General features: G+C 73.6%; 24 protein-coding genes. 14 read left to right on the top strand and 10 right to left on the bottom strand.

What is annotated here, in order from left to right:
• Positions 1-35: 35 nt before the first annotated feature.
• The gene (locus tag FB455_RS28405; RefSeq protein ID WP_013283767.1) at positions 36-4,001 is read right to left on the bottom strand and encodes a type VII secretion protein EccC; all 3,966 of its coding nucleotides are present in this window, start codon (positions 3,999-4,001) and stop codon (positions 36-38) included.
• Positions 4,002-4,170: 169 nt separating this feature from the next.
• On the opposite strand from FB455_RS28405, the gene eccD reads away from it, so the two are divergent.
• A complete protein-coding gene (eccD, locus tag FB455_RS28400; protein ID WP_013283766.1) occupies positions 4,171-5,568 on the top strand; it encodes a type VII secretion integral membrane protein EccD in 1,398 nt (465 codons plus the stop codon).
• Here the strand turns inward: eccD and FB455_RS28395 are convergent.
• Entirely contained in the window at positions 5,552-6,724 is a 1,173-nt protein-coding gene (locus FB455_RS28395) for a type VII secretion protein EccE (RefSeq protein WP_013283765.1), read from the bottom strand. The genes eccD and FB455_RS28395 overlap by 17 nt on opposite strands.
• Positions 6,725-6,886: 162 nt before the next feature.
• Here FB455_RS28395 and eccB point away from each other — a divergent pair, with 162 nt between their 5' ends.
• From eccB to FB455_RS28355, 8 genes are all read left to right on the top strand, one after another.
• Positions 6,887-8,356, top strand: coding sequence for a type VII secretion protein EccB (eccB, locus tag FB455_RS28390; protein ID WP_013283764.1), 1,470 nt, complete (start codon positions 6,887-6,889; stop codon positions 8,354-8,356).
• 149 nt (positions 8,357-8,505) lie between these two features.
• Entirely contained in the window at positions 8,506-8,844 is a 339-nt protein-coding gene (locus FB455_RS28385; protein WP_230651192.1) for a hypothetical protein, read from the top strand.
• Positions 8,837-10,123 (top strand): WXG100 family type VII secretion target, encoded by a 1,287-nt coding sequence (locus FB455_RS28380; protein ID WP_013283762.1) that lies wholly within the window; start codon positions 8,837-8,839, stop codon positions 10,121-10,123. Before FB455_RS28385 ends, FB455_RS28380 begins: the two co-directional genes overlap by 8 nt.
• 159 nt (positions 10,124-10,282) lie before the next feature.
• On the top strand, positions 10,283-10,696 hold the full coding sequence (locus tag FB455_RS28375) for a hypothetical protein (RefSeq protein ID WP_145755370.1): 414 nt from the start codon (positions 10,283-10,285) through the stop codon (positions 10,694-10,696).
• Between the two features lie 157 nt (positions 10,697-10,853).
• Positions 10,854-11,687: a hypothetical protein gene (locus FB455_RS28370; RefSeq protein WP_145755369.1), complete on the top strand. Its 834-nt coding sequence runs from the start codon at positions 10,854-10,856 to the stop codon at positions 11,685-11,687.
• Between the two features lie 119 nt (positions 11,688-11,806).
• Positions 11,807-12,142: a YkvA family protein gene (locus FB455_RS28365; protein ID WP_013283759.1), complete on the top strand. Its 336-nt coding sequence runs from the start codon at positions 11,807-11,809 to the stop codon at positions 12,140-12,142.
• A gap of 29 nt (positions 12,143-12,171) precedes the next feature.
• Positions 12,172-12,585, top strand: coding sequence for a pyridoxamine 5'-phosphate oxidase family protein (locus FB455_RS28360; RefSeq protein WP_030272890.1), 414 nt, complete (start codon positions 12,172-12,174; stop codon positions 12,583-12,585).
• 146 nt (positions 12,586-12,731) lie between these two features.
• Complete coding sequence (locus FB455_RS28355) at positions 12,732-13,343, top strand: C39 family peptidase (protein WP_013283757.1); 612 nt, start codon at positions 12,732-12,734, stop codon at positions 13,341-13,343.
• A 98-nt stretch (positions 13,344-13,441) separates the two neighbouring features.
• Here FB455_RS28355 and FB455_RS28350 read toward each other — a convergent pair whose 3' ends face one another.
• Positions 13,442-13,624 carry an antitoxin gene (locus FB455_RS28350; protein ID WP_013283756.1) on the bottom strand — a complete coding sequence of 61 codons (183 nt, stop codon included), beginning with the start codon at positions 13,622-13,624 and terminating at the stop codon, positions 13,442-13,444.
• Positions 13,625-13,754: 130 nt separating this feature from the next.
• On the opposite strand from FB455_RS28350, the gene FB455_RS28345 reads away from it, so the two are divergent.
• Positions 13,755-14,906, top strand: coding sequence for an AI-2E family transporter (locus FB455_RS28345; protein ID WP_145755368.1), 1,152 nt, complete (start codon positions 13,755-13,757; stop codon positions 14,904-14,906).
• A gap of 12 nt (positions 14,907-14,918) precedes the next feature.
• On the opposite strand, the gene FB455_RS28340 is transcribed toward FB455_RS28345, so the two are convergent.
• A complete protein-coding gene (locus tag FB455_RS28340; RefSeq protein WP_041784073.1) occupies positions 14,919-15,572 on the bottom strand; it encodes a dienelactone hydrolase family protein in 654 nt (217 codons plus the stop codon).
• A gap of 407 nt (positions 15,573-15,979) precedes the next feature.
• Here FB455_RS28340 and FB455_RS28335 point away from each other — a divergent pair, with 407 nt between their 5' ends.
• The 3 genes from FB455_RS28335 to FB455_RS28325 all read left to right on the top strand — a co-directional run bounded on the left by FB455_RS28335 (position 15,980) and on the right by FB455_RS28325 (position 16,970).
• Positions 15,980-16,372, top strand: coding sequence for a MerR family transcriptional regulator (locus tag FB455_RS28335; protein WP_047893855.1), 393 nt, complete (start codon positions 15,980-15,982; stop codon positions 16,370-16,372).
• On the top strand, positions 16,342-16,689 hold the full coding sequence (gene trxA, locus FB455_RS28330) for a thioredoxin (protein WP_013283751.1): 348 nt from the start codon (positions 16,342-16,344) through the stop codon (positions 16,687-16,689). The genes FB455_RS28335 and trxA overlap by 31 nt, the downstream gene beginning before the upstream one ends.
• Positions 16,690-16,790: 101 nt before the next feature.
• On the top strand, positions 16,791-16,970 hold the full coding sequence (locus tag FB455_RS28325; protein WP_013283750.1) for a hypothetical protein: 180 nt from the start codon (positions 16,791-16,793) through the stop codon (positions 16,968-16,970).
• Positions 16,971-17,012: 42 nt separating this feature from the next.
• Here FB455_RS28325 and FB455_RS28320 read toward each other — a convergent pair whose 3' ends face one another.
• The 6 genes from FB455_RS28320 to FB455_RS28295 are packed head-to-tail and all read right to left on the bottom strand — an operon-like array spanning position 17,013 to position 23,077.
• Positions 17,013-19,385 (bottom strand): glycoside hydrolase family 65 protein, encoded by a 2,373-nt coding sequence (locus tag FB455_RS28320; protein WP_013473772.1) that lies wholly within the window; start codon positions 19,383-19,385, stop codon positions 17,013-17,015.
• Positions 19,382-20,134, bottom strand: coding sequence for a beta-phosphoglucomutase family hydrolase (locus tag FB455_RS28315; RefSeq protein WP_071097003.1), 753 nt, complete (start codon positions 20,132-20,134; stop codon positions 19,382-19,384). Before FB455_RS28315 ends, FB455_RS28320 begins: the two co-directional genes overlap by 4 nt.
• 47 nt (positions 20,135-20,181) lie before the next feature.
• Positions 20,182-20,649, bottom strand: a complete 468-nt coding sequence (locus tag FB455_RS28310; protein ID WP_013283747.1) for a DUF4442 domain-containing protein — start codon at positions 20,647-20,649, stop codon at positions 20,182-20,184.
• Positions 20,650-20,697: 48 nt separating this feature from the next.
• A complete protein-coding gene (locus FB455_RS28305) occupies positions 20,698-21,762 on the bottom strand; it encodes an ABC transporter permease (protein WP_013283746.1) in 1,065 nt (354 codons plus the stop codon).
• A complete protein-coding gene (locus tag FB455_RS28300; protein ID WP_013283745.1) occupies positions 21,759-22,667 on the bottom strand; it encodes an ABC transporter ATP-binding protein in 909 nt (302 codons plus the stop codon). Before FB455_RS28300 ends, FB455_RS28305 begins: the two co-directional genes overlap by 4 nt.
• Positions 22,664-23,077: a GntR family transcriptional regulator gene (locus FB455_RS28295; protein WP_013283744.1), complete on the bottom strand. Its 414-nt coding sequence runs from the start codon at positions 23,075-23,077 to the stop codon at positions 22,664-22,666. Before FB455_RS28295 ends, FB455_RS28300 begins: the two co-directional genes overlap by 4 nt.
• A 109-nt stretch (positions 23,078-23,186) precedes the next feature.
• Here FB455_RS28295 and FB455_RS28290 point away from each other — a divergent pair, with 109 nt between their 5' ends.
• Positions 23,187-23,711, top strand: coding sequence for a hypothetical protein (locus FB455_RS28290; protein WP_013283743.1), 525 nt, complete (start codon positions 23,187-23,189; stop codon positions 23,709-23,711).
• The last annotated feature ends 26 nt before the right edge of the window (positions 23,712-23,737 follow it).

The raw sequence follows: 23,737 nt of genomic DNA, 5'->3' as shown, positions 1-23,737 counted from the left end.
ACGCTACCGGACCGGGCCGCCCGGCGTCCGTCCCGTCAGGCCGGCTCCGTCCACGCGGTCTGGATCAGCTGCTGGCCGTCGCGGCGACGGACGAGCGTGCCCCGGCCCGGCGGCTGCGGCGTCGGCCGCAGGTTGCCGAAGACCGCACCCTCCTCCCGGCTGCCGGACATCAGCAGGCCGGGCGAGTCCAGCTCGCGCAGCCGTTGCAGCACCGGCTCGTACAGCGCACGGGCCACACCGCCGACCCGGCGCGTGATGATCAGGTGCAGGCCGATGTCCCGCGCCTGCGGCAGCAGCTCGTGCAGCGCGCTCAGCGGGTTGCTGCCACCGGAGGCGACCAGGTCGTAGTCGTCCACCAGGATGTACAGGTCCGGACCCTTCCACCAGCTCCGGTCACGCAGCTGGGCGGTGGTAACGTCCGGGCCGGGCAGCCGGTTCTGCAACGCGCTGCGGATCGAGCCGAGTCCCTGGCTGAACACCTGGTTCGACGGCGCGTAGTCGAGCAGGTGGTCACCCTCGACCGCGCCCAGCAGACCACGCCGGTAGTCGGCGATGACCAGCCGCGCCTGGGCCGGGGTGTACCGCTCGGCGATCCCCCGGGCGATCAGCCGCAGCAGGTTCGTCTTGCCGCACTCGGCGTCGCCGAACACGGTCAGGTGCGGCTCGCCCGCCAGGTCCAGGTAGACCGGGGCGAGCGCCGACTCGTTGACGCCGATCGGAATGCCCGGGGCGGACCGGTCGACCACCTTCGCCAGCTCGGTGACCGCCAGCTTGCGCGGCAGCAGCCGGACCTTCGGCGCCGGCTGTCCCGGCCAGTTCGCCGCGACGTGACCGGCGAGCGCCACCGACGCCTCGGTCAGGTCCTCGATGTCGCGCTTGCCGTCGATCCGGGAGATCGCGGTCAGGAAGTGCAGCTTGTCCCGGGTCAGACCGCGACCGGGCGCGCCCACCGGCACGTTCTGCGCGGCCCGCCTGTCGATCTCCGACTCCGACGGGTCACCGAGCCGCAGCTCCAGCTTGGTGCCGAGCAGGTCCCGCATGTTGATCCGGATCTCCGCCCAGCGCACCGCCGTGATCACCACGTGGACGCCGAAGCCGAGGCCCCGGTTCGCCAGGTTGGTGATCGTCTGCTCCAGCTCCTCGTACTCCTGGCGCAGCGTGTTCCAGCCGTCCACGACGAGGAAGACGTCACCGAACGGGTCGTCGGCGAACTCACCGGCCGCCCGGCGGCGCCGGTAGCTCGCCACCGAGTCGATGCCGTGCTGGGTGAACCGGTTCTCCCGCTCGTCGATCACGGCGACCACCTCGGCCACCGTCCGCCGGACCGCCTCGACGTCCCGCCGGCCCGCCACACCCGAGGTGTGTGGCAGCCCGTCCAGGCTGCGCAACGCGCCACCGCCGAAGTCGAGGCAGAAGAACTGCACCTCGCGCGGCGTGTGGGTGAGCGCCAGCGAGGCCAGCATCGAGCGCAGCATGGTGCTCTTGCCGCTCAGCGACGCCCCGACGATCACCACGTTGCCGCCGGCCCCGGCCAGGTCGACCATCATCGGGTCGCGGCGCTGCTCGTACGGGCGGTCCACGATGCCGACCGGCACGGCGAGCCGGCCGCGGCCCGGCCAGTCGGCGGTGGTCAGGCCGTACGTCGGGTGCACGCTCAGCTTGGGCAGCAGCTCGGCCAGCCCGGACGGCTCGGCCAGCGGCGGCAGCCACACCTGGTGCGCCGGCTTGCCGCGGCCCTTGAGCTGGTCGATCAGCACGTCCAGCATCGCCACGGCCTTGCCGTCGCCGCTCTGCTCCGGCTCCGGGGCGGCCTCCGCCGGGCTCGGCGCCGCCGGCACCGGCACGTAGTCGATGCCGTACGGGACGATCCGGCGTTGCACCTGCGCCCGGGTGGAGCGCTGCACCTGCCCCGGCGCCCGGTACGGGCCGGACACGTACGCGGCGCGGAACCGCAGCATGGTCGCGGTGTCGGTCTTCAGGTAGCCGTGACCGGGCGCGCTGGGCAGCTCGTACGCGTCCGGCACGCCGAGCACGATCCGGCTCTCCACAGCCGAGAACGTGCGCAGACCGATCCGGTACGACAGGTGCGTGTCCAGGCCGCGCAGCTTGCCCTCCTCCAGCCGCTGCGAGGCGAGCAGCAGGTGCACGCCGAGCGACCGGCCGAGGCGGCCGATCATCACGAACAGGTCGATGAAGTCCGGCTTGGCGGCGAGCAGCTCGGAGAACTCGTCACAGATGATCAGCAGGCTGGGCATCGGCTCCAGCGGCTCACCGGCGGCCCGCGCCTTCTCGTAGTCGTACCGCGAGACGTAGTTGCCCGCCGCCCGCAGCACCTCCTGCCGGCGGTTCATCTCACCGGCCAGCGCGTCCCGCATGCGGTCGACCAGCGGCAGCTCGTCGGAGAGGTTGGTGATCACCGCGCTGGTGTGCGGCAACGCGTCCAGCGACGCGAAGGTGGCGCCGCCCTTGAAGTCGACGAGAACGAAGTTCAGTTCCTCCGACGAGTGCGTCACCGCGAGCGCCGCGACCACCGTCCGCAGCAGCTCGCTCTTGCCGGAACCGGTCGCGCCGATGACCAGGCCGTGCGGGCCCATGCCCTCGTGCGCGGACTCCTTGAAGTCCAGCTCCACCACGTTGCCGTCCGGTCCCAGGCCGAGCGGGATGCGCAGCCGGTCGCGGTGGCTGCGCGGACGCCAGGTCTGCCGGGTGTCCACCGTGGCCGCGTCGCCGACACCGAGCAGGTCGGGCAGCTCCATGCTGCGGGCCAGCGGCTCCTCGGTGCTCGCGCCCTGCTGCTGGGAGAGCCGGAACGGGGCGATCTGCCGGGCCAGCCCCTCGGCCGCGCTCAGGGAGAGCCGGTCCGGGCGGCCGAGCCGCGACGTGGCGGTGCCGCGGACCAGGTCGAGGCCGGTGCCGTCCCCGGCGTCCAGGCAGAGCAGCCAGCGCCCGGCGTCACGCGGGACCGCGCCGGACAGGTCGAACACGGTCGTGCCGAGCAGGCCCGGCCCGGTCAGCGCGCAGGTCGCCGAGACCTCGCCGCCGTCGAGCACCACCACCACGTGCGGCGCGGTGGTCAGCGGCTTCGCCTCGGGCGAGAACCGGGGCCGCCCGCCCAGGTCCTGGGCCAGCGCGGTCTCCGCCTCGTCCAGCGCGGCGAACACCATCCGGCGCGCGCCGGCCGCGTCCGTACGCCCCGGGTGCTGGGCGTGCGGCAGCCACTTCACCCAGTCCCAGGCCGCCTGCCGGTCCGGCGCGGCGACCACGACCACCAGGAGGTCCTCCGGGGCGTGGAACGTGACGAGCTGGCCCAGCGCGGCCCGGGTCAGGTCGAGCACCGGCTCCCGGTCGCCGCGCAGCGCGATCCGGCTGAACGCGCGCAGCGACAGCGCGGTCGGCAGGTCCGGCACGCTGGAGTGGGCCCGGACGAACCGGCGCAGCGCGATCGCGCTCATCGGTTCCAGGTCCTCCACCGGCTTGGTCTCCGGCGGCACGATCTCCACCGCCAGCCGCTGCGGGCCGAGCGCGATCCGTACCTCGCCGAAGTCGTCCTCGGTGATCCGCCGCTCCCAGAGCCGGCGCGAGGCGGCGATCGACCAGAGCGCGTCCGGCTCCGGGTGCCGCCAGGTCATCGCGGCGCGCTGCTGCTCGGCCGCCCGCCGGGTGCGCTTGCGCATCTGCGCGAGGTAGCGCATGTAGTCGCGCCGCTGGGCGTTCAGCTCGGCCTTGTCGTTGCCGCCGTTGCCGAGCGTGCCGATCGCCATGCCCAACATGGACACACCGAACAGGCCACCGGCGACGTACGTCATCATGCCGCCGCCCCGGCCGGCGTAGAGGAACGCCATCGCGCCGACGCCGCAGAGCATCGGCAGGATCATCAGCACCTGACCCATGCCCTTGGCCTGCGGCTCCGGCAGCTCGGGCGGGGACTCCAGCAGCACCTCGCCGCGCGGCAGCGCGGGCCCCGGTTGACGCGGAAGTCGGCGGAACACCACCGTACTCACGGCTCTCCCCTCCCCAGAAGCGGCCCTGATCGTGGTCTGCCACCGCCGGTGAGCGTCGGGTGGGCAACCTGTGCGACCGCCATCGTAGGTAATCTCCCGGTGGCGTCGTGGACCCGTGGGGGCGGTGCCGACGGCCCAGCGGATCGTATGCGAGCACGAGGAGGCCACTGTGGCGACGAAGACGGCGACCGGTGGGCTGAGCCGGATCACCATCGTGGCGCCGCGTACCAGGATGGATCTGGCGCTGCCGTCCGACGTGCCGCTCGCCGACCTGCTGCCCACGCTGCTGCGGTACGCGGGCGAGGACCTGGCCGACGAGGGCGTGCGGCACGGCGGCTGGGCCCTGTCCCGGCTCGGCGGTCAGCCGTTCGACGGCGGCCGGACCGCCGCGCAGCTCGGCGTCCGCGACGGCGAGGTGCTCTACTTCAACCCGCGTGCCGCGACCGCCCCCGAGATCGTCTTCGACGACGTGGTGGACGCGGTCGCCACCTCCACCACCCAGCGGGCGGGCGCCTGGCAGGTCGGCACCACACGGGTGTTCGCGGTCCTGCTGGCCGCCTCGGCGCTCGCCGCGGGCGCGGTGGCGACGCTGCTCACCGGCCCACCGCAGCTACCCGGCGCGGCCGCCGCGTTCGTGGTCGCGGTGGCGCTGCTGGTCGGCGCCGCGGTGCTGTCCCGCGCCGCCGGCGACAGCCGCACCGGCGCGGTGCTGGCCCTGGTCGGGATCGGGTACGCGGGCGCCGGCGGCCTGCTGGTGCTCGCCGGTGAGCGGACGCTCGGCGAGCTGGCCGGTCCGCACGTCCTGCTCGCCGGCACCGCTGTGGTGGTCTTCGGCGCGATCGCCGCGCTCGCCGTCGGCGACCGCCTGCCGCTCTTCCTCGGCGCGGTGGGCGTGGGCGCGGCGGTCGGCCTCGGCGCGGTGCTCAGCCTGGCCTTCGACATCGGCGCGGCGGCGGCTGCGGCGGTGGTGTCGACAGTCGCGTTCGGCGCGCTGCCCGCCCTGCCGATGCTCGCCTACCGCCTGGCCCGGCTGCCGGTGCCGTCCATCCCCACCGGCCCGGACGACCTCAAGACCGACACCGAGTCGGTGGACGGGCCGTCGGTGCTGCGCAACAGCGAGCGCGCCGACGCGTTCCTCACCGGTCTGCTCTGGACCGTCTCGCTGCTGGTGCTCGGCGGCGAGGTGGTGCTGGCCGAGAACGGCCGGCTCCCGGCGGTCCTGCTCTGCCTGGTGCTGGCGCTGCTGTCGCTGCTGCGGGCGCGCCCGTTCCTCAGCCGCGCCCAACGCACGCCGGTGCTGCTGTCCGGCACCGTCGGCCTGGGGCTGGTCGCCGCCGCCACGTTCGCCGCCGGCTCGCTGGCGGTACGCCTCGGGCTGATCCTGGGCGGCCTGGCCGTGCTGGCCGTGATCAGCCTGGTCTACGGCCTGACCGTGGCCGGCAAGCGGATCTCCCCGGTCTGGGGCCGGACCCTGGACATCGTCGAGATCCTGCTCATCATCGCGCTGGTGCCGCTGGCCGTCTGGGTCTGCGGCGCGTACGGCTGGATCGTCAACCTTCGACCGTGACGGTCCCCATCGCGGTGCCGACCGGCGCGGTGGCGTAGACGCCGGGGCCGTGCTGGCCGTCCAGCGGGCGGGCCGGCACGCCCGCGCGCCGCGCCATCTCGCGGACCGCCTTCACCAGCGCCTCGGCGTGCCCGTCCATGGCTGCCACCCGCAGCAGCGGCGGCACCCGCCGGCCGCCCGGGAGCACCACGGCGGCGACCGTGTGCGAGGGCGCGGAGGTGGCGGTGACCGCGTCGACCAGCGCGCCGAGTGAGCCGTTGGGGCGTACCCGCAGGGCCAGGCAGCGCTGCGTCCAGCCGCCCCCGCGCAGGCTGGTCCACGTCTCCACCGGGGACTCCGGTGCCAGGTCGAGCCCGGCCCCGGACACCACCGCCGCGTGCAGCTCGTTCCGGTCGAGCACCCGGTGACCGAGGCCGGCGGCGTTGAGCGCCTTGCCGAGCCGGCCCACCCCGGCCGCCACCGTGCGGTGCACGCCGCGCAGGCCGCCGCCCCGGCTCACCGCCTCGGCCCGCGCGTCGGACACCGACAGGCGCAGCGCCACCCACACGGTCCGGTACGCGGACGGCGGCGCGCCGGGCGCCGGGTACCAGACCAGGGTGTGCGAGACGACCTGGGTCTGGGTGACCGGGCCGGAGAAGTCGGCGAGCACCGCGAGCACGCGGTCCACCACCGCCGCCTCGATCGAGCCGGCGGGCGCGCCGGGCCGGCCGGTCAGCGCCAGCGCGGCGAACCAGCCCCGGTCGTCCTGCCCGATGCCGAGCCGGGTGCCGCGCTCGGTCAGCTCCACCACTGTCAGCTCCGGGGCGAGCGCGGCCAGTCTCGGGTCACCACCGGGCGCCGCGCCCCGGGCGCGGTCGCGGCGCCGGCGCAGCCGGCGGCGGAGCATCAGGTCCTCGTACCACCAGCGGCCGCCCCGGCGCGCGAACGCCGCGGCCACCGCCAGCAGCGCCAGGACGGCGACCACCGCGAGCAGCCACGCCGGGCCGGCGGTGGCGAACCAGACCGCGAGCGCCGCGCACTCCACCACCACGAGCTGCCCGACCACGACCGGGCCGAGGCGTCCCCGGCGGCGCTTGTCGGCCGGGGTGACCGGCCGGTCCGGCGGTACGGCGGGAGTGGTGGCGGTACGACCGGGTGGCGCCTGGAGCTGCGTCATCGGTGTGCGTCCCTTCTGGACATCCTGGGCATCCGCCGGGCGGGTGCGGTCGTTCGGTCGGCGGACGGGGTCCGGCGCACCCCCGACGGCCCCTTATCGTAGGGAAGCCCGCGGCGCTGTTCGGACCTGTCGCCGCGGACCCACCCCCGCCGGAGGTTAGTCATGCGGACCCGCCGCGATCAGGTGCAGGCGTACCGCTTCGTCACCCGCCGCATCGTCTCGGCGCTGCTCTCCGGTGATCCGGAGACAAACGACCTGCCGATGCGCCGCCTCGGCATGGCGGTGTTCGGCAGCGTCATCGCGGCCGCAGTGGTGCTCGGCGGCGTGGGCGCGTACGGCCAGCTCACCAGCAACTCCGCACCGCTGGAGCCGAACACGCTGGTGATCGAGCGGGAGACCGGCGCGACGTACTACTTCGGCGAGGACAAGGTGCTGCGCCCGACGCTCAACTACGCCTCGGCGCGGCTGATCGTCAACGACGCCGCGGCGCAGCCGCGCACCATGTCCCAGGCGTCCATCAAGGACCGTCCACGCGGGCGGCTGGTCGGCATCGTCGGCGCCCCGGACGACCTGCCGGATCGCAAATCGCTGGTCGGGCTCCCCTGGTCGGTGTGCGACGTGCCGGACCCGAACGACCCGCAGCGCTCCACCACCCACCTGGTGATCGACCGCGCGCTGCCCGGCGGCACGGCGCTCACCGACCGGGCCGTGGTGGTGCGGACCGGCGACGCGCGTTACCTGCTCACCGGTGGTTCCCGGCTGCGGGTGGCCGGTGACGAGCAGGCGCTGGTGGCGTTGAAGATGGCCGGCGCGACGAACCTGACCGTCGGGCAGCAACTGCTGAACGCGGTGCCGGCCGGGCCGGTGCTGCGCAAGCCGGCGATCGCCGGGGACGGCGGCGCGAGCGGGCTCACAGTGGCCGACCGGCCGGCCCGGATCGGCCAGGTCTACCAGGCCGCCGGCCAGTACTACGTGCTCACCCGGCAGGGCCTGGCGACAGTCCGCGAGGTCACCGCGCTGCTGCTGCTCGGCGGGGGTGGCGAGGTGACGCAGATCACTCCGGATGAGGCGGGCCGGCTCCTCACCGACCAGCGCCTGGACGCGGACGGCCTGCCGGCCCGGCTGCCGACGCTGCACGAGGTCCGTCCGGGACGGACGGTGCTCTGCGCCACCTACCGGCCCGGCCCGGCCGGTCAGCCGCCGACCACCACGCTGGAGGTCTTCGACTCCCCGCCGGCCGAGCTGACCTCGGCGACCGCGATGCCCGCGCGGCAGGGCGCCCGGGACGCGGTACGCACCGCCGAGAGCGTGCTGCTGCCCGGCGGCAAGGGCGTGCTGGTGCAGGCCACGGCCGGGGAGAGCGGCAAGGCGGCGGCCGGTTCGACTGTCTACCTGATCACCGCGCAGGGCATCCGCTATCCGCTCGGCACCGCCGGGGGCGACGCGAAGAGCGCGCTCGGGTACGGCGACGTGACGCCGCTCGCCGTACCCGCCTCGCTGCTGGCGCTGGTGCCGACCGGACCGACGCTGTCCCGCGAGGATGCGATGACCTACTTCGATGCGTCGACGCCTCCGGGGGCCACCGCGACACCGTCGGCCGGTGGCGCGGAGGCGCAGGTCCAGGGCGGTTGACAGGCCCTGCGGCGATCCGAAGTGGAGGATCTCCGTCACGGGTCGCCCGGGTTGGCTCGCTTCGACTAACCTGAGTACGGCGAACGGTTATCGACGATGACTACGGGGATGCAGCCATGACGGGGCGCACGACAGTAGACGTACTGTCCTTGGAGGACTTTCACCAGCGGCTCGAGCGGCGTCTGCACGAGGCGGAGTCGGTGTTGCGCAAGCTCAACACCCAGATGCAGTGCCGCCCGCCGGCCCTCGGCACGTTCACCGACGCGACCGACAACGCACGTCGCTACTCCGAGACCCACCAGAGCTACGTCAACCACGTCGACCGGCTGCGCCGGGCGATCCTGGCCGCCCGCGAGGCGACCCACAAGATCATGACGAACTACAAGACCGCCGAGGCCCGCAACGCCGCCGCCGCGGCCGACATCGCCGCCGCCCTCTCCGGGCTGAACGAGGCGATGAAGCAGCCGAAGGAGGACCCGCGTGTCTGAGTACACCCGGCGCTACGAGCACGTCAGTCACGAGGAGCTCTACCAGGGCGTCAACGCCGGCGACCCGAAGCAGATCGAGGCGCTCAGCGCCCAGTGGACCTCCCTCAAGGGCACGCTCGACGATCTCGGCCGCGACCTGACCGCCGACCTGGAGGCGCTGGCGAAGACCTGGACCGGCGACGCCGCGCGGGAGTTCCACCGCCGGCTGGACATGGTCGTCCGCTACTCCGGCAACCTCGCCGAGGGCATGACGGGTATCCGACAGGGCCTCGACATGATGTCCAGCGAGCTGCGGGCCGCGCAGTCCAAGGCGGAGAGCCCGGAGAAGACCGACGACAACGACAAGCTGCTCTCCGGCGCCGGCAAGGGCTTCCTGATCGGCGGCGCACCCGGCGCGGTGATCGGCGGGATCGTCGGCCACCAGCAGGACAAGGCCGAGCAGGAGAAGGCGCACCAGCGGATGGTGCAGGTCGTGGCCAAGCTCGCCGAGGGCTACGACTTCTCGGCGTACGGCCGGATCGTCGTACCGGACCCGCCGGAGACCGAGCTGCCCGGCCACACCGGCAACGGTGACCCGACGCTGCAGAACGGCCCGTCGGTGAAGACGCCGTCGTCCGGCCCGAGCCTCGGCAGCTTCGGCCCGGGCGCCAACGCCACCGCCACCACGTCGGGCGTGCACCACACGGCCCCGACCGGCGGCACGCCGGGCGAGGGCACACCGGGTGCGGGCACTCCGGGCGGCCAGCCGGGCGCGGGCGCTCCGGGTTCGGTGCCGACCGGCGGCACCGTCGACCCGACTGGCACCTCGCTGGCCGGCGCCGCGCCGCTGACCAGCACCGCGGGCGGTCCGACGATCGGCGGCGGCCCGGGCTTCGGTCCCGGCGGCGCCGGACCGACGACGATGAGCGCCGGCGGACCGGGTGGCGGGCTCTACGGCGCCCCCGGTGTGCTGAGCACCGGCTCGCTCGCGGGCACCGGCGCCAACTCGGCGTCCTCGGCCCGCTTCGGCGGCATGTCCGGCGCGGAGAACCGCTCGGCGGCCGGCACGGGCCGGCTCACCTCCGGCCGTGGCCTCGTGGTCGACGCCGGGAGCAAGTCCGCCGAGCGCACCGGCGGCGCCACCGGGCGGCCCGCGATGGCCGGCCGCAGCGGCGTGCTGGGTGGGCGCGGCGGCCACGGCGACGACGAGTCCGACGGCCGGCTGACCTGGCTCACCGAGGACGAGATGGTCTGGGGCGACGGAGACGCCGCTCCGCCGCCGGTGCTCGGCGGCAACTGACCCGGCATCCACTGGACGGCGCGGCACCTCGGCAGGGGCGCCGCGCCGTCGCACGTCCGGCCCGCGTGGGTCTCCGTCCACACCGACCCGTGGGGTGGCTCACGTAAACCGCAAGATCCTTGAGCTGCGGGATCGTCCGTCGACCGATAGGTTGAATAGGTGCTGCCCGTAGCGTTCGCCCCGTCCACCTGGACGGCGACGCTGCGCCGGATCGCCCGCACGGCTGTGGCCGGCCTGGTGCTGATCGCCGGCCTCCAGGGCATCACCGCCGCACCCGCCCACGCCGCACCCGCCCACGCCGCCGCGCACGCCACAGTCGCCTCGCACGCCGTCGCCTCGCACGTCGCGGCGATCGAGCACGTCGCGACGCGGCAGGCGGTCACGGCCGGCGCCGCGGAAATCACGGCGGCCGACGCCACGACCGCCGCCCTGCGGACCACCGGCCCCGGCACCGGCCCGGCCGTCACCGAAGGCCTTTCCGCCGACTCCGCCGGGCGCGTTCCCGGCGTCGAGGTCGCCGCCGCCGACCCCGGCCGGGCGCACATCGCCCGTCGCGGTCCGCCGCGCGCCTGACCGGGCACCCTTCCGGTACGCCCCGGCGCGGTCCCACGGGCCGCACGCCTCGCGCCCTGCCGCGCGTCCCGTCGCGTCCGAGTCACGACGCGCACCCGCCCGGATGTCCGGGCCACAACCGTCGATCGTCCTACGTTCCACCCACGAGGTGCTGGTAATGCAGACCGTCTTCTCCTCCGTCCTGCCCAACATGCCCGCGGCCGCCGTGATCTGGCTGGTCCTGCTCGCCGTGGCCGCGACAGTGGTCGCCGCGCTGATCGTCCGCCCGTCCCGGTTCCGTTCGGAACTGGTCGACCGGATCAGTGACGCCGCCCGCCCGAGCAGCATCGAACGCGCCGAGCGCGCCCGCGTACGGGACCAGGAGAGGATCCGCTACGCCGACGAGGTGGCAGTGGCCGCCTCCCGTGCGACGGCGACCGCCGAGCGGAGCCGCGCCGAGTGGCTGACCGCCCAGGAGGAGGCCGAGGCTGCCTGGCAGGCGTACCAGGCGGCCGAGGAGGACGTCCGGCGCCTGACCGCCGCCGCGGCGCTGCCGCTGCCCCGGACCGCCCGGACCCCGGCCGAGTACGCGGACCGGGAGCGCTGGCTGCACCGGGCCGCGATGGACGCCCAGTGGCGCGACGAGATCACGGTGCGGCAGCTCAGCGACATCCTCGGCGGCAACGGCTGGGATCCGAGCCGGCACCCGGTGGAGCAGGAACTGCTGCTGCGCCGGCTGGTCCGGGACAACATGGCGGCACGGCACCGGGCCGCCGCGCAGCGGGAGCAGGCCGCCTGGCAGACCGCCGAGCTGGCCGCGGCGGCGGCGCAGAGCCTGCGCGACGAGGCGTTCGCGGCGCTGCACCCGGTCGCCGAGCCGCAGACGGAACTCTCCATCGTCGGGTTCGCCGGGCCCGAGGCCACCCGGGAACTGCCGACCGCAACGGCAAGCCCCGAGGTCACCCGCGAGCTGCCGCCCGTGGCTCGCGGCCGGGCGGCCGTCGCGGCCTGAAAGCCCGTCACCGGCAGCGGCCCGACAGGCCGTCGCCCGGTGCGGGCGCCGAAGGCGAGCGCCCCCGCGGCGGGGACGACCGCCGCGCGTGGCGGGCTCGGCTCGGCTAGCGTGGTGGCGTGTCCCGTGAAGCCTGGGTGCTGGTCGTCCTCGCCGCCGTCCTCGCGGCGGCCATGCTGGCCGGGGCGGTGCTGCTCGCCATCCGGGTGGTCCGCACCCGCCGCATGCTCGGCGCGCTCGGCGCCGGCGGCAAGGTCGCGTTCTACGGCGCGCTGATCTACACGATCCTGCCGGTGGACCTGCTTCCCGACCCGATCTACCTGGACGACATGGGCGTGCTGGCCGGCGCACTGTTCTACCTGGGCCGGCTGGTCGCCAAGCACCGCGCCGAGCAGCGGGCCGCCGGGGAGTCCCCGGTGGCGACGTTGCCGCCCGGCGCGGCGCCCCGCCGCTGAGACGTCACCGCACGGAACGAGGAGACGACATGGCGGCACGGCATCGGTTGGATCCGAGCGACGAACGGGTGGCCCGCTTCTTCGCGGATCGGCACCTCGCCACGCTCACCACACCGCGTGCCGACGGCACCCCGCACGTCGTACCCGTGGGGGTGACCTTCGACCCCGCCACCCGGCTGGCCCGGGTGATCACCTCAGCCGGGTCGGCCAAGGCCCGGCACGTCGCGGCGGGCGGGCCGGACGGCGTCCCGGTCGCGGTGTGCCAGGTCGACGGCCGCTGGTGGCTGACCGTGGAGGGCCGGGCGGTGCTGCGCCGCGACCCGGAGTCGGTGGCCGAGGCCGAGCGCCGGTACGCCGAGCGCTATCGCACGCCGCGTCCGAATCCGGAGCGGGTGGTCATCGAGATCGCGGTGACAGGGCTGCTGGGAAGCCTGCCCGGCTGAGGCGTCTGTCCGGTTCCGCGGTGTCCCCGGTCACGCCCGGAAATGGGCTGCCGAGGCAGAGCGGTTGAACTCTCCGTACGCCGAGCGCCACTCCTGGTGCCGCGTCTCCCGCACGGAGCCGTCGACCCCCGAATGGAGCCTCGACCATGAACCCGATCATCCGTAAGTGTGTGCTGTCCGTCGCCGGTCTGGCCGCGGCTGGCGGTGCCGTCGCCGGTCCGGCCGCCGCCGCCCACGCAGCCCCGGTCAAGGGCAAGGGTGACCGCGCCGCCGACTACGAGTACCAGGCGCAGCCGAACTTCTTCTACTGCGGTCCCGCCTCGACCCGGATCGCGTTGTCGGCCGAGGGCAAGGACGTGAGCCAGGACGAGCTGGCCGCCAAGCTCGGTACCACCGAGAACGGCACCGACTCGGCCATCGACATCACCCGGGTCCTGAACGAGTACACAGGTGGCAAGTACCGGACCACCGAGATCCGCGACGACGTGGCCACCCGGGAGCAGGTCGACCGCCTGCGCACGGACATCCGTACCGCTGTGGACGACGACCGGCCCGTGGTGGCGAACATCCTGGGCGGCGCCCGGGACGTCGACGGGGTGGAGCACAGCTACCCCGGCCACTACGTGACAGTCGTGCGGTACGAGGGCGACGGCGACCGGGTGCTGATCGCGGACCCGGCCCGGCCGGACGTGCCGACGTACTGGATGGACGTGACCGAGCTGGCCAACTGGATCGCCGGCCGCGGTTACAGCTCCTGACGGACGGGCCGGTCTCCCCTGTGGAGGCCGGCCCGACACGACGGCGGCCACGCTCCCCACAGGGGGGTGGCCGCCGTCGTGTCCGAAGCGGGTGTACGTCAGCGACCGGTGTCGCCTTCGCCGGTGCGCTGCTGCGCCATGTCGACGCCCTTGTCGATCTGGTTGTCGTACTTGCCGCCGGTGCGCTTGTCCGCAGCGTCACCCGCCTTCTCGATGCCCTGGTCGACCTGCTTGTCGTGCTTGTCCGCGAAGTCCTTGGCCTTGTCCATGAAGTCGCTCATGTCGGATCTCCCTTCGATACGTTGAATGCCTTCCCTAAGGCCGGGGGTACAAACGCCGGGTGGGCGGTTGCGGCCCTGGTGTCGGATCGGCTCGCGTCGGGTACCAACGGCCTCGATCGAGGAGGGCGACGTGGACGACGACGCTGGTATACCCGGGCGGGCACCGACCGCCGGACCGCGGCAGACCTGGGCCGGACTGCCCTGGCCGGTACGGACGGCGGTCACCTGGAGCGCCTGCCTGCTGGTGGTGACGGCCGGGCTGTGGCTGCTGGGGCAGATCGCCGTGCTGCTCGCGCCGCTTGCGGTGGCGCTGGCCGGCACGCTCTTCCTCGCCGCGCTGCTCGACCCGGTCCTGGTACGCCTGCGCCGGCTGCGGGTGCCGGCCGGGCTCGCCGCGCTGCTGAGCATCCTGCTGCTGCTCGGCATCCTGGGCGGTGCCGGCGTCCTGGTCTGGAACCTCACGGCGAGCCAGTTCGGCGAGCTGAGCCAGCAGCTCGACGAGGGGTTGCAGCGCACCCGCGACTTCGTCACGTCCAGCCTGCCGGTCACCGACCAGCAGCTCGACCGGCTCGTGGAGCAGATCCGGCAGGGCCTGAGCAGCGGTGCGCCCGACCCGGTCGCCGGGGCACGCAAGGTCGCCGAGGTCGCGGGCGCGGTGCTGCTCGCCCTGGTGCTGCTGTTCTTCCTGCTCAAGGACGGCCGCTCGATGTGGCGCTGGGTGCTGCGCCGGCTGACCGGCCCGCGCCGGGAGCTGACCGCCGAGGCGGGACGGGCCGGCTGGCGGACGCTCGGCGCGTACAGCCGGGGCACGATGATCATCGCGGCCATCGACGCCATCGGCATCGGGCTGGCCCTGGTCGTGCTGCGTGTCCCGCTGGCCCTGCCGCTAGCCCTGATCACGTTCCTCGGCGGGTTCGTGCCCATCATCGGCGCCACGGTGGCCGGTGCGGTGGCGGTGCTCGTCGCGCTTGCCGCGAACGGTCCCACCACCGCGCTGCTGACGCTGGCCGCGGTGATCGCCGTGCAGCAGATCGAGGGCAACCTGCTGGAACCACTGGTCATGCGGCGGCAGGTGCAGCTGCACCCGGCGGTCATCCTGGTGGTGGTCACCGCCGGCACGCTCGTCGCCGGGGTCGCCGGGGCGTTCGTGTCGGTGCCGATCGCGGCGGTGCTGTGGCGGGTGCTGGACACCGTGCAGCGGCACCGCGCCGCCGAGCGGAACGGCACCGGCGTTCCCGCACAGACCGCCGACCCGGGCCGCGCCGCCGAGGCAGCGGGCTGATTCCGCCGCCGGTCAGGCGGGGTGCGGCTGGCGCAGGTGCGTGGTGAACCACGTACCTGCCTGGTCGGCCACCTGCTCCAGCGTGCCGGGCTCCTCGAACAGGTGCGTGGCGCCGGGCACGATCCGCAGCTCGGCGACCTCGCCCAGCGCGTCCCGGGCCTGCTCGTTGAGTGCGATCACCTGCTCGTCCAGGCCGCCGACGAGCAGGAGCGTCGGTGCGCGTACCGCAGTCAGTGAGCTGCCGGCCAGATCGGGCCGGCCGCCGCGGGAGACCACAGCGCCCACCCGGTCCGGCCGGGCCGCGGCGGCGACCAGCGCGGCGGCGGCGCCGGTGCTGGCGCCGAACAGCCCGATCGGGAGCCGTCCCAGCTCCGGGTCGGAGCCCATCCAGTCGACGATCCCGGCGAGGCGCTCGGCCAGCATGCCGATGTCGAAGCGCAGCTCGGCGGTGATCTCGTCCCGGGCCTCCTCGTCGGCGGTCAGCAGGTCGACGAGCATCGTGCCGAGCCCGCGCTCGTTGAGTGCACGCCCGACGGCCATGTTGCGCGGGCTGTGCCGCGAGCTGCCGCTCCCGTGCGCGAACAGCACCACCCCACCGGCTCCCGCCGGCACCACCACGTCCCCGACGAGCCCGCCGTCCACCACAGGCACCGAAACCTCACGCATTCCCCTCACCGCCCCTCCCGCTCTCTCCCCCTCCCCGCACGCATACCCCCCACCCCGACGATCATGAAGTTGACGGACCAGAAAGCGCTCCCCCACCCCGCCAACTTCATGATCAATCCCACCGGGGAAGGCCCCGGGGCAGATCTTGGTACGAAACGGCTCCTGGAGGGGCCATTTCGTACCAAGATCCACAAGGGCAGCACCCCAACCCCGCACCCCGCCCCGGACAGGGTTGATCATGAAGTTGGCGGCAGATTCCGAGATCGAAAACGCCGCTAACTTCATGATCGACGGGGACAGCGGGGAAGCCCGGGGGACAGGGGGCGGGAAAGCGCACGCGTGCGGGTTGCGTTGACGTCGGCGGCAAGGTTTAGCGTCAACCTGGCAGTGAGGGACGGGGGCGGCGGATGCGGATCGGGGAGCTGGCGCAGCGGGCCGGTACGAGCACCCGCACCCTGCGCTACTACGAGGCCCACGGCCTGGTCCGGCCGAACCGGTCCGCCAACGGGTACCGGGTGTACGACGAGGCGGAACTACGCGTCGTCCGTGAGATCCGCTCCCTGCTGGCGATCGGCTTCGGCCTGGACGACATCCGCCCGTTCGTCGCCTGCCTGCGCGCCGGAAACGACTCCGGTGACGTCTGCCCCGATTCGGTGGCGGTGCTGCGGCGCAAGCTCGCCGAGGTGGACGACTACCTCGACCGGCTGGGTGACGTCCGCCGCCGGCTGCACGACCAGCTCGCCCACGCGATCGCCCAACGGGAGGAAACATGCCTCAGGACACGGGGACCGGTCGGCTGAACCCGGTCACCGACGACACCTTCGCGGCCACAGTGCTGGCCGCCGACCGGCCGGTGGTGGTGGACTTCTGGGCCGAGTGGTGCCCGCCGTGCCGGGTGGTGTCGAAGCACCTGGCCGAGCTGGCCGAGGAGTTCGGCGACGCGCTGCGCTTCGTCACCCTCAACACCGACGAGAACCCGGCCACCGCGCGCGCCCACCGGATCATGTCCGCGCCGACCATGCTGGTGTTCCGGGGCGGTGAGGTGGTCGGCTCGATCGTCGGCTCCCGCCCCAAGGACCACCTGCGGCGCAGCTTCGCGCAGCACGTGGACGGTTGAGCCCTCGCCTGGACGGCTGAGCCCTCGCCTGGACGGTTGAGCCGCCGCCGGGCGGGAACGCGCCGGGTGACCACGGACCCCGACCGATCGCGAGGATCGTCATGGCGAAACAGGACAGGTCCCGGGAACAGGAACTCACCGACCAGGAACGCCGTAAGCAGGAGCTGAAGCGCTCGCCGGACTGGGCCGACCGCGCCTCGACGGCGCGGACGTCCGACGATCCGCGGGCCACGGCGCCGCGCGACGCCGGCGGGCGTCCGTCCAACGGCCGCCAGTTCTGAGGTACGCGTACCGAGCGGCCCCGCCCCTCGTGGCGGGGCCGCTCACTCCATGCGTTCGGGCAGGTGCATCAGCGGCGCGCGGCCCTGCGGCTGCTCCGGTTGCGGCCCCCTCGGGTGTGTCGGCGGCACGGCCACGGTGACCGGCTGCGCGGAGGTGACCTGCAGCGGCTCGCCGTGGTGCCGCAGCTCCACGACGGTGTCCGGGCCGCCGTTGCGCAGCGAGTACGTCGTCTGGTGCGGCCGGACGTCGACCCGCAGCCGCATCCCGTGCCACTGGAGCGAGAACTCCAGGCGGCTGAGGCGGCTGGAGAGCCGGGGCGCGAAGGAGAGCATCCCGTCGTGGTCCCGCAGCCCGCCGAACCCGGCGACGAGCGCGATCCAGGCGCCTGCGAGTGACGCCATGTGCACGCCGTCGCGGGTGTTCTCGTTGAGGTCGTGCAGGTCCATCAGCGCGGCCTCGCGCAGGTAACGGTGGGCCAGTTCGAGGTAGCCGACCTCGGCCGCCAGCACCGCCTGGGTGCAGGCGCTCAGCGACGAGTCCCGTACGGTGCGCCGCTCGTAGTAGACGAAGTTGCGCAGTTTCTCGGCGGCGCTGAACGCGTCGCCCCGCCAGTGCATGGCGAGCACCAGGTCGGCCTGCTTGACGACCTGCTTGCGATAGAGGTCGAAGTACGGGTAGTGCAGCAGCAGCGGGTATTTCTCCGGCGGCGTGTGCTCGAAGTCCCACTCCTGGAAGCGGGTGAATCCCTCCACCTGCTCGTGCACCTCGGTCTCCGCGTCGTACGGGACGTGCATGTCGTTCGCGGCGTCCCGCCAGGCGGCGGCCTCCTCCTCGGTGACGCCGAGGTCGAGCGCCTGGTCCCGGTAGCGCATCGCGCAGTCCGCGGCGGTACGCAGGTTCCGCTGCGCCATCAGGTTGGTGTAGACGTTGTCGTTCTTCACCGCCGTGTACTCGTCCGGGCCGGTCACGCCGTCGATGTGGAACCGTCCGGCGCGGTCGTGATGGCCGAGCGAACGCCACAGCCGGGCGGTCTCGATCAGCAGTTCCAGCCCGATCTCCCGCTCCAGCGCCTCGTCGCCGGTGACCAGCACGTAGCGGCGCAGCGCGTCGGCGACGTCGGCGGCGATGTGGAACGCGGCGGTCCCGGCGGGCCAGTACGCCGACGACTCCGGCCCTTCGATGGTGCGCCACGGGAAGGCGGCGCCTTCGAGGTTCAGCGTTCGGGCGCGTTCCTGGGCCTGGGCCAGCGTGTCGTACCGCCACTGCAACGCGTCGCGCACCGCGCCGGGCTGCGTGTACGTGAGCACCGGCAGCACGAACATCTCGGTGTCCCAGAACGCGTGGCCGTCGTACCCCGGGCCGGTGAGGCCCTTGGCCGAGATCGGCCGCCGTTCCGCGCGGGCGCCGGCCTGGAGGACGTGGAAGAGGCCGAACCGGACGGCCTGCTGCACCTCGGGGTCGCCTTCGACGCGCACGTCGGCGGCGTCCCAGAACGCGTCCAGGTATTCGCGCTGGGCCCGGCGCAGCCCGTCCCAGCCGTCGAGCCGGGCCGCTGCGAGCGCCGCGCCGACCTGGTCGCGCAGCGCCGGGAGGGAGCGGCGGCTGGACCAGCCGTACGTGAGGTACTTGACCACCCGCAGCGTCTGGCCGGGCTTGAGCACGCAGCCGATGGTGGTGCGGACCCAGTCCTCGTACCCCTCGCTCTCGATCGTGGTGCGTTCGGGCCCGTCCACGTCGTGGCCCATCGCGGCGGCGACCCGCAGGCCGCTGACCTTGGTGCGGTGGATGAGCTGGCCGCCGTCGTCGGTGGTCAGCTCCTCCTCGGCCTGCAACGGCGACTCCAGGACGGCGGCGACCCGCGGGTCGCGGCTCTGCGGCGGCAGCGACTCGTTGGCGACCAGCTCGGACTGGAGGATCAGCCGCAGCGGCCCGTCGACCGGCTCGACCTCGTAGTGGATGGCCGCCACCGAGCGCTGGGTGAACGACACGAGCCGGGTGGTACGGACCTTGACCTCGCGGCCGGCCGGGGAGCGCCAGTGCAGTTCCCGCTGGAGCGTACCGGCACGCATGTCGAGGACCCGCTCGTGGGCGAGCAGTTCGCCGTAGCGCACGTCGAGCGGCTCGTCGTCCACGAGCAGCCGGATCAGCTTGCCGTTCGTGACGTTGACGATGGTCTGCCCGGATTCGGGGAAACCGAAGCCCGCCTCGGCGTACGGCAGCGGGCGCAGCTCGTAGAACGAGTTCAGGTAGGTGCCGGGCAGCCCGTGCGGCTCGCCCTCGTCGAGGTTGCCACGCAGCCCGATGTGCCCGTTGGACAGCGCGAACACCGACTCGGACTGGGCCAGCACGTCCATGTCGAGCTGCATCTCCCGGACGTGCCAGGGCTCGACCGGGTACGCCCGTTCCCGGATCACGCGGCCGGCTCCGGGGCGAGCAGGTCGGCGAGGTCGGTGACCACCACGTCGGCGCCGTGCGCCAGCAGTTCGTCGGCCTGGCCGACCCGGTCGACGCCCACCACGTACCCGAATCCGCCGGCCCGTCCGGCGGCGACGCCGGCGAGGGCGTCCTCGAAGACGGCGGCCTGCGACGTTTCGACGCCGAGCAGCCGCGCGCCTTCCAGGAACGTGTCCGGGTGCGGTTTGCCGCGTAGCCCGTTCGCGCGGGCGACCACGCCGTCCACCCGGGCCTCCAGCCAGCGGTCCAGTCCGGCGGCGTGCACCACGGCGGCGCAGTTGGCGCTGGCCGAGACGACAGCGCGGCGCAGTCCGGCCGTGGTGGCCGCCTCCAGGTAGCGCACCGAGCCCTCGTACACCTCGACGCCGTCGTGCTCGATCCGCTGGAGCAGGACGACGTTCTTGCGGTTGCCGAGGCCGTTGACGGTGTCCGCCTCGGGCGGGTCGTCCGGCGATCCCTCGGGCAGCGTGATGCCGCGCGAGGCCAGGAATGTGCGCACCCCGTCGGCGCGCGGTCTGCCGTCCACGTAACGGTTGTAGTCCGGTCCGCTGTCGAACGGGTGGAACGGCTCGCCGGTTTCGGCCGACCGGCGTCGCAGGTACGCGTCGAACGTCTCCGCCCAGGCGGCGTTGTGCACCTTGGCGGTCTGCGTCAGCACACCGTCCAGATCGAAGAGACAAGCGTTCACGTGCGCGGGGAGGCCCAGCATCGCTTGAATCTATCCAGCCCTCGCCCCGGGCAAACCCCGTTCGGGGCTCAGCGGTTCGGGCGGAGCGTCCAGATCACTGTGAGCGAGGAGGTGAGCGTGCCGTCCTCGGTGTGGACCTCCACCTCGACCGGGAACTCCGGCCGCCGCCCGGCGTCCAGCTCCGCAAGCACCTCGGCGGGTACGCCGCCGAGCCGCGCGGTCGCCAGCACCGGCCCCACCGCCACCTTGCGGTAGCGGATGGTCGCGGTCACGGCCAGGGGTACGGCCCGGTCGAGCGCCTGCCCGAACGCGGCCAGGACAACCGCGCCCGAGGCGGTCTCCCCCAGCGTGAACATGGCTCCGGCGTGCGGGCCGCCCACGTGGTTGTGGTGCGCCGGGTCGTCGGGGAGCCGGACCACGGCCCGGACTCCGCCCTCGGCCTCGGGCGCCACCTCGACGAACTCGATTCCGAGCGTGCGGGCGAACGGCACGGCGTCGAGGAGACCGGCCGCCACCTGGCGAGAGTCGATGCTCATGCCCGAACGCTACTCGCCAGTAACAACACCGGCAAGGCCGATCCCTGTTCAGCCCGCGCTCAGGTCGGTACGGCGGACGATCCACCAGACGACGAGGAGCGCCAGCGCGGTCAGGCCCAGATAGCCGCCGGCGACGATCAGGTGGAACTCGGGGATCCGGCTGCCCGGCTGGTACTGGAGGTGCTGCTGAAGGTTGTGCTCGACGAAGCAGGCGAGCGTCCGGCCGGTGCCGTTGTCGGGCGGGCAGAGGCGTTGCAGCTCGACCCCGGTGAGCTCACGCCCGGAGGCGTCGAACGCGCCGGACGGCCCGTCGATCCCGTAGTCGATCATGCCGCCCTTGACGACCAGGGCGTTGTCGCGCAGCACACCCACGCCCGGCCCGCCGATGACGCGGTGCGCGGTCAGCGGCTCCATCAGCGTGGGGTAGCGCCACCGGACGAGATAGGTCAGGCCGACGAAGCCGACGATCACGCCGAACACGGCCGGGAGCGTGCGCTTGATCGCGGCGCCGAGCGCGACACCGACCGCGAACCAGCAGAGGCTGATCACCGCCGGAAGCATCGCGGTGTTGAGGAACGGCCCGTACTCGAACAGGCTCACCGGTGCGACCCGGGCCTGGAGTCGCTCCAGGTGGTCGCTGACACCGGCGACGGCCGAGGTCACCGCCGCCACGAACAGGCCGAGCAGGGCCAGCCGGGTCCAGAGCCACCGCTGCGGGGAGACGTCCTGGCTCCAGGCCAGCAGCAGGGTGCGCTGCTCGTGTTCCCTGGTCAGCACCGGGACGCCGACGAACACACCGATCAGCAGCGGCATCCACTGCACCACCTGCGACAGCACGGCCAGCGTCAGGACCAGGCCGGATGAGCCACCGAGCCGCCGGCCCTGCGGCGACTCCTCCGCGCAGAACGTCTCGTGACACTGGTGCCACAGGCTCGTCAGCTCCACCGACAGGTAGGTCATCCAGCCCACCAGGACCGCGGCCAGGACCAGCGTGCCGATCACCGTCCAGCGGTGCTGACGCCAGGTCAGCCAGAGCAGACCGCGTACGCCCCCGGCGTACCCGGGGTCGCTCCGGCGGTTCGGGGGTGCGGACAGCTGGCCGACCGGGCTCATGCGGCTGCCTCCCGCTCGTGCGGCGCGGCGGCCGACGCTCTGAGATGGGTCAGGATCAGCTCGTCCAGGGTGATGGGCTGGGCGGTCCAGCCGGGTGCCACGACGGCGTGGGCCGCCGGTGTCGCCGGCCGCCGGAGGACGAAGGTGGACTGGCGGCCGGTGTGCTGCGCCTGGACGACCGTGCCCGGCCCGGGTGGCTGGTCGGCGCGGGGCCCGGTCAGCCGGACGTGGCTGTCGAGGAGTTCCTCGACGTCGCCGGCGAGGACGGGCCGGCCGGCGTCGAGCAGCAGCAGGTGGTCACCGACGCCGCTCAGCTCGGCGACGATGTGGGTCGACAGCATGACAGTCATGTCGTCGTCGGCGACCTCCGCCAGCAGCTCGCCTGTCACCTCGACGCGGGCCAGCGGATCCAGGTTCGCGAGGGGTTCGTCCAGCAGCAGCACCGCCGGGCGGGAGCCGAGCGCGACCGCCAGCGCGACCTGCGCCCGCTGCCCGCCGGACAGCTTGCCGCAGCGGCGGTCCAGCGGGACGGCGAAGCGGTCGAGCCATGACAGCGCCCGCCGCTGGTCCCACACCCGGTTCGTCGAGCGGCCGAAGCGGAGCATGTCCGACACGGTGAAGTCGCGGTAGAGCGGCTTGTCCTGGGCCAGGATCGCCACCCGGCTGCCACCGTCGGCGGACCCGCCCCGCACCACCTGCCGGCCGTGCACCGACACCGTGCCGCCGGTGGCCGCCAGGGTGCCGGCGATGATGCTCAGCAGCGTCGACTTGCCCGCGCCGTTCGCGCCGACCAGCGCGACGACCCGGTTGGCGGGCAGCGCGAACGAGCACTCCCGCAGCGCCCACACGGCGCCGTAGCGCCGGCTCAGGTCACGCGCCTCGACGGCGACCGGCTCGCCGCTCACGCCGCGCCCTCCGCGTTGTCTCTCCTCGCGGGTGCCGCGTTCGCCGCGATCACGGAGGCGAGCAGCGCCTGGACGTCCTCGTCCTCCAGACCGGCCTCCCGGGCCTGGCCGAGCCACCGGGCCAGGCTGCCGCGCAGGCGGGCCATGACGTGGGGATCGGCGTGCCCGAGCGTCCCGCTGACGAACGTGCCCGCGCCCTGCCTCGCCTCCACCAGGCCGGACAGCTCCAGCTCCCGGTAGGCCTTGAGCACAGTGGTCGGGTTGACGGTGCACGCGGTCACCACGCTGCGCACGGTGGGGAGCTGGTCCCCGGGCCGCAGCGTCCCGATCCGCAGCGCCTCACGGACCTGCCGCACCAGCTGGGCGTACGCGGGGACGCTGCTGGACCGGTCGACATGAAAGTTGATCACCCTGGTGACCCTCCGTCAGATTGTTATGGTTAAGTAGAACACCAGTTAAGCGACATGGCAACGACCGGACGGCGTTTCGGAGGCTGCCGACTCCGGGTAGCGAGTGGCCATGAACCGCGATCTCGCGCGCGGGCTGACGGTGGCGTGGGCGCTGCCGGAGTTCCGCGACGGGCTGCGTCACCTCGTCGACCTCGACGAGGTGACGGTGCTGCTGGCCGCGCTGTCCCTTCCGGACCGCGACCGCGAGGTCGAGCGCAGCGCCCTGGGCCTGCTGCGGTCCGGGCTCGACAGCACCGAGGTCCGGGAGGCGGTGTTGCTGCTGCTGGAGCGGGACACCGTACGCCGGCCGCTCGTCGCCGCGGCGGTGGAGCCGCTCGCCAACCGGCCCGGCCTGGTCACCGCCGTCACGTCCGCGACCGAGGACCCCGGGGTACGCCACGAGGTACGGGCGATGCTGGACAGCGCCGGCGTACGCGAGCTGATCTGGCGGGCGGTCGACGATCAGGTTGGCGACAACCGGTTCGGGCTGATCCGCCGGGCGGCGGTGCTGTTCGTCAGGCACCCGAGCGCACGGCGCCTGGGGTGGGCGCTCCGCCGGCACGGCGTGCTCCGCGAACTGCGCCACAGGGCGTGACACCTGATCTGCGGTTGCCCGGTCGT

Source organism: Micromonospora sp. CNZ296 (genome assembly GCF_007827635.1).
Note: the sequence above shows the minus strand (reverse complement) of the source record. Positions and strands in the feature narration are given on the sequence as shown.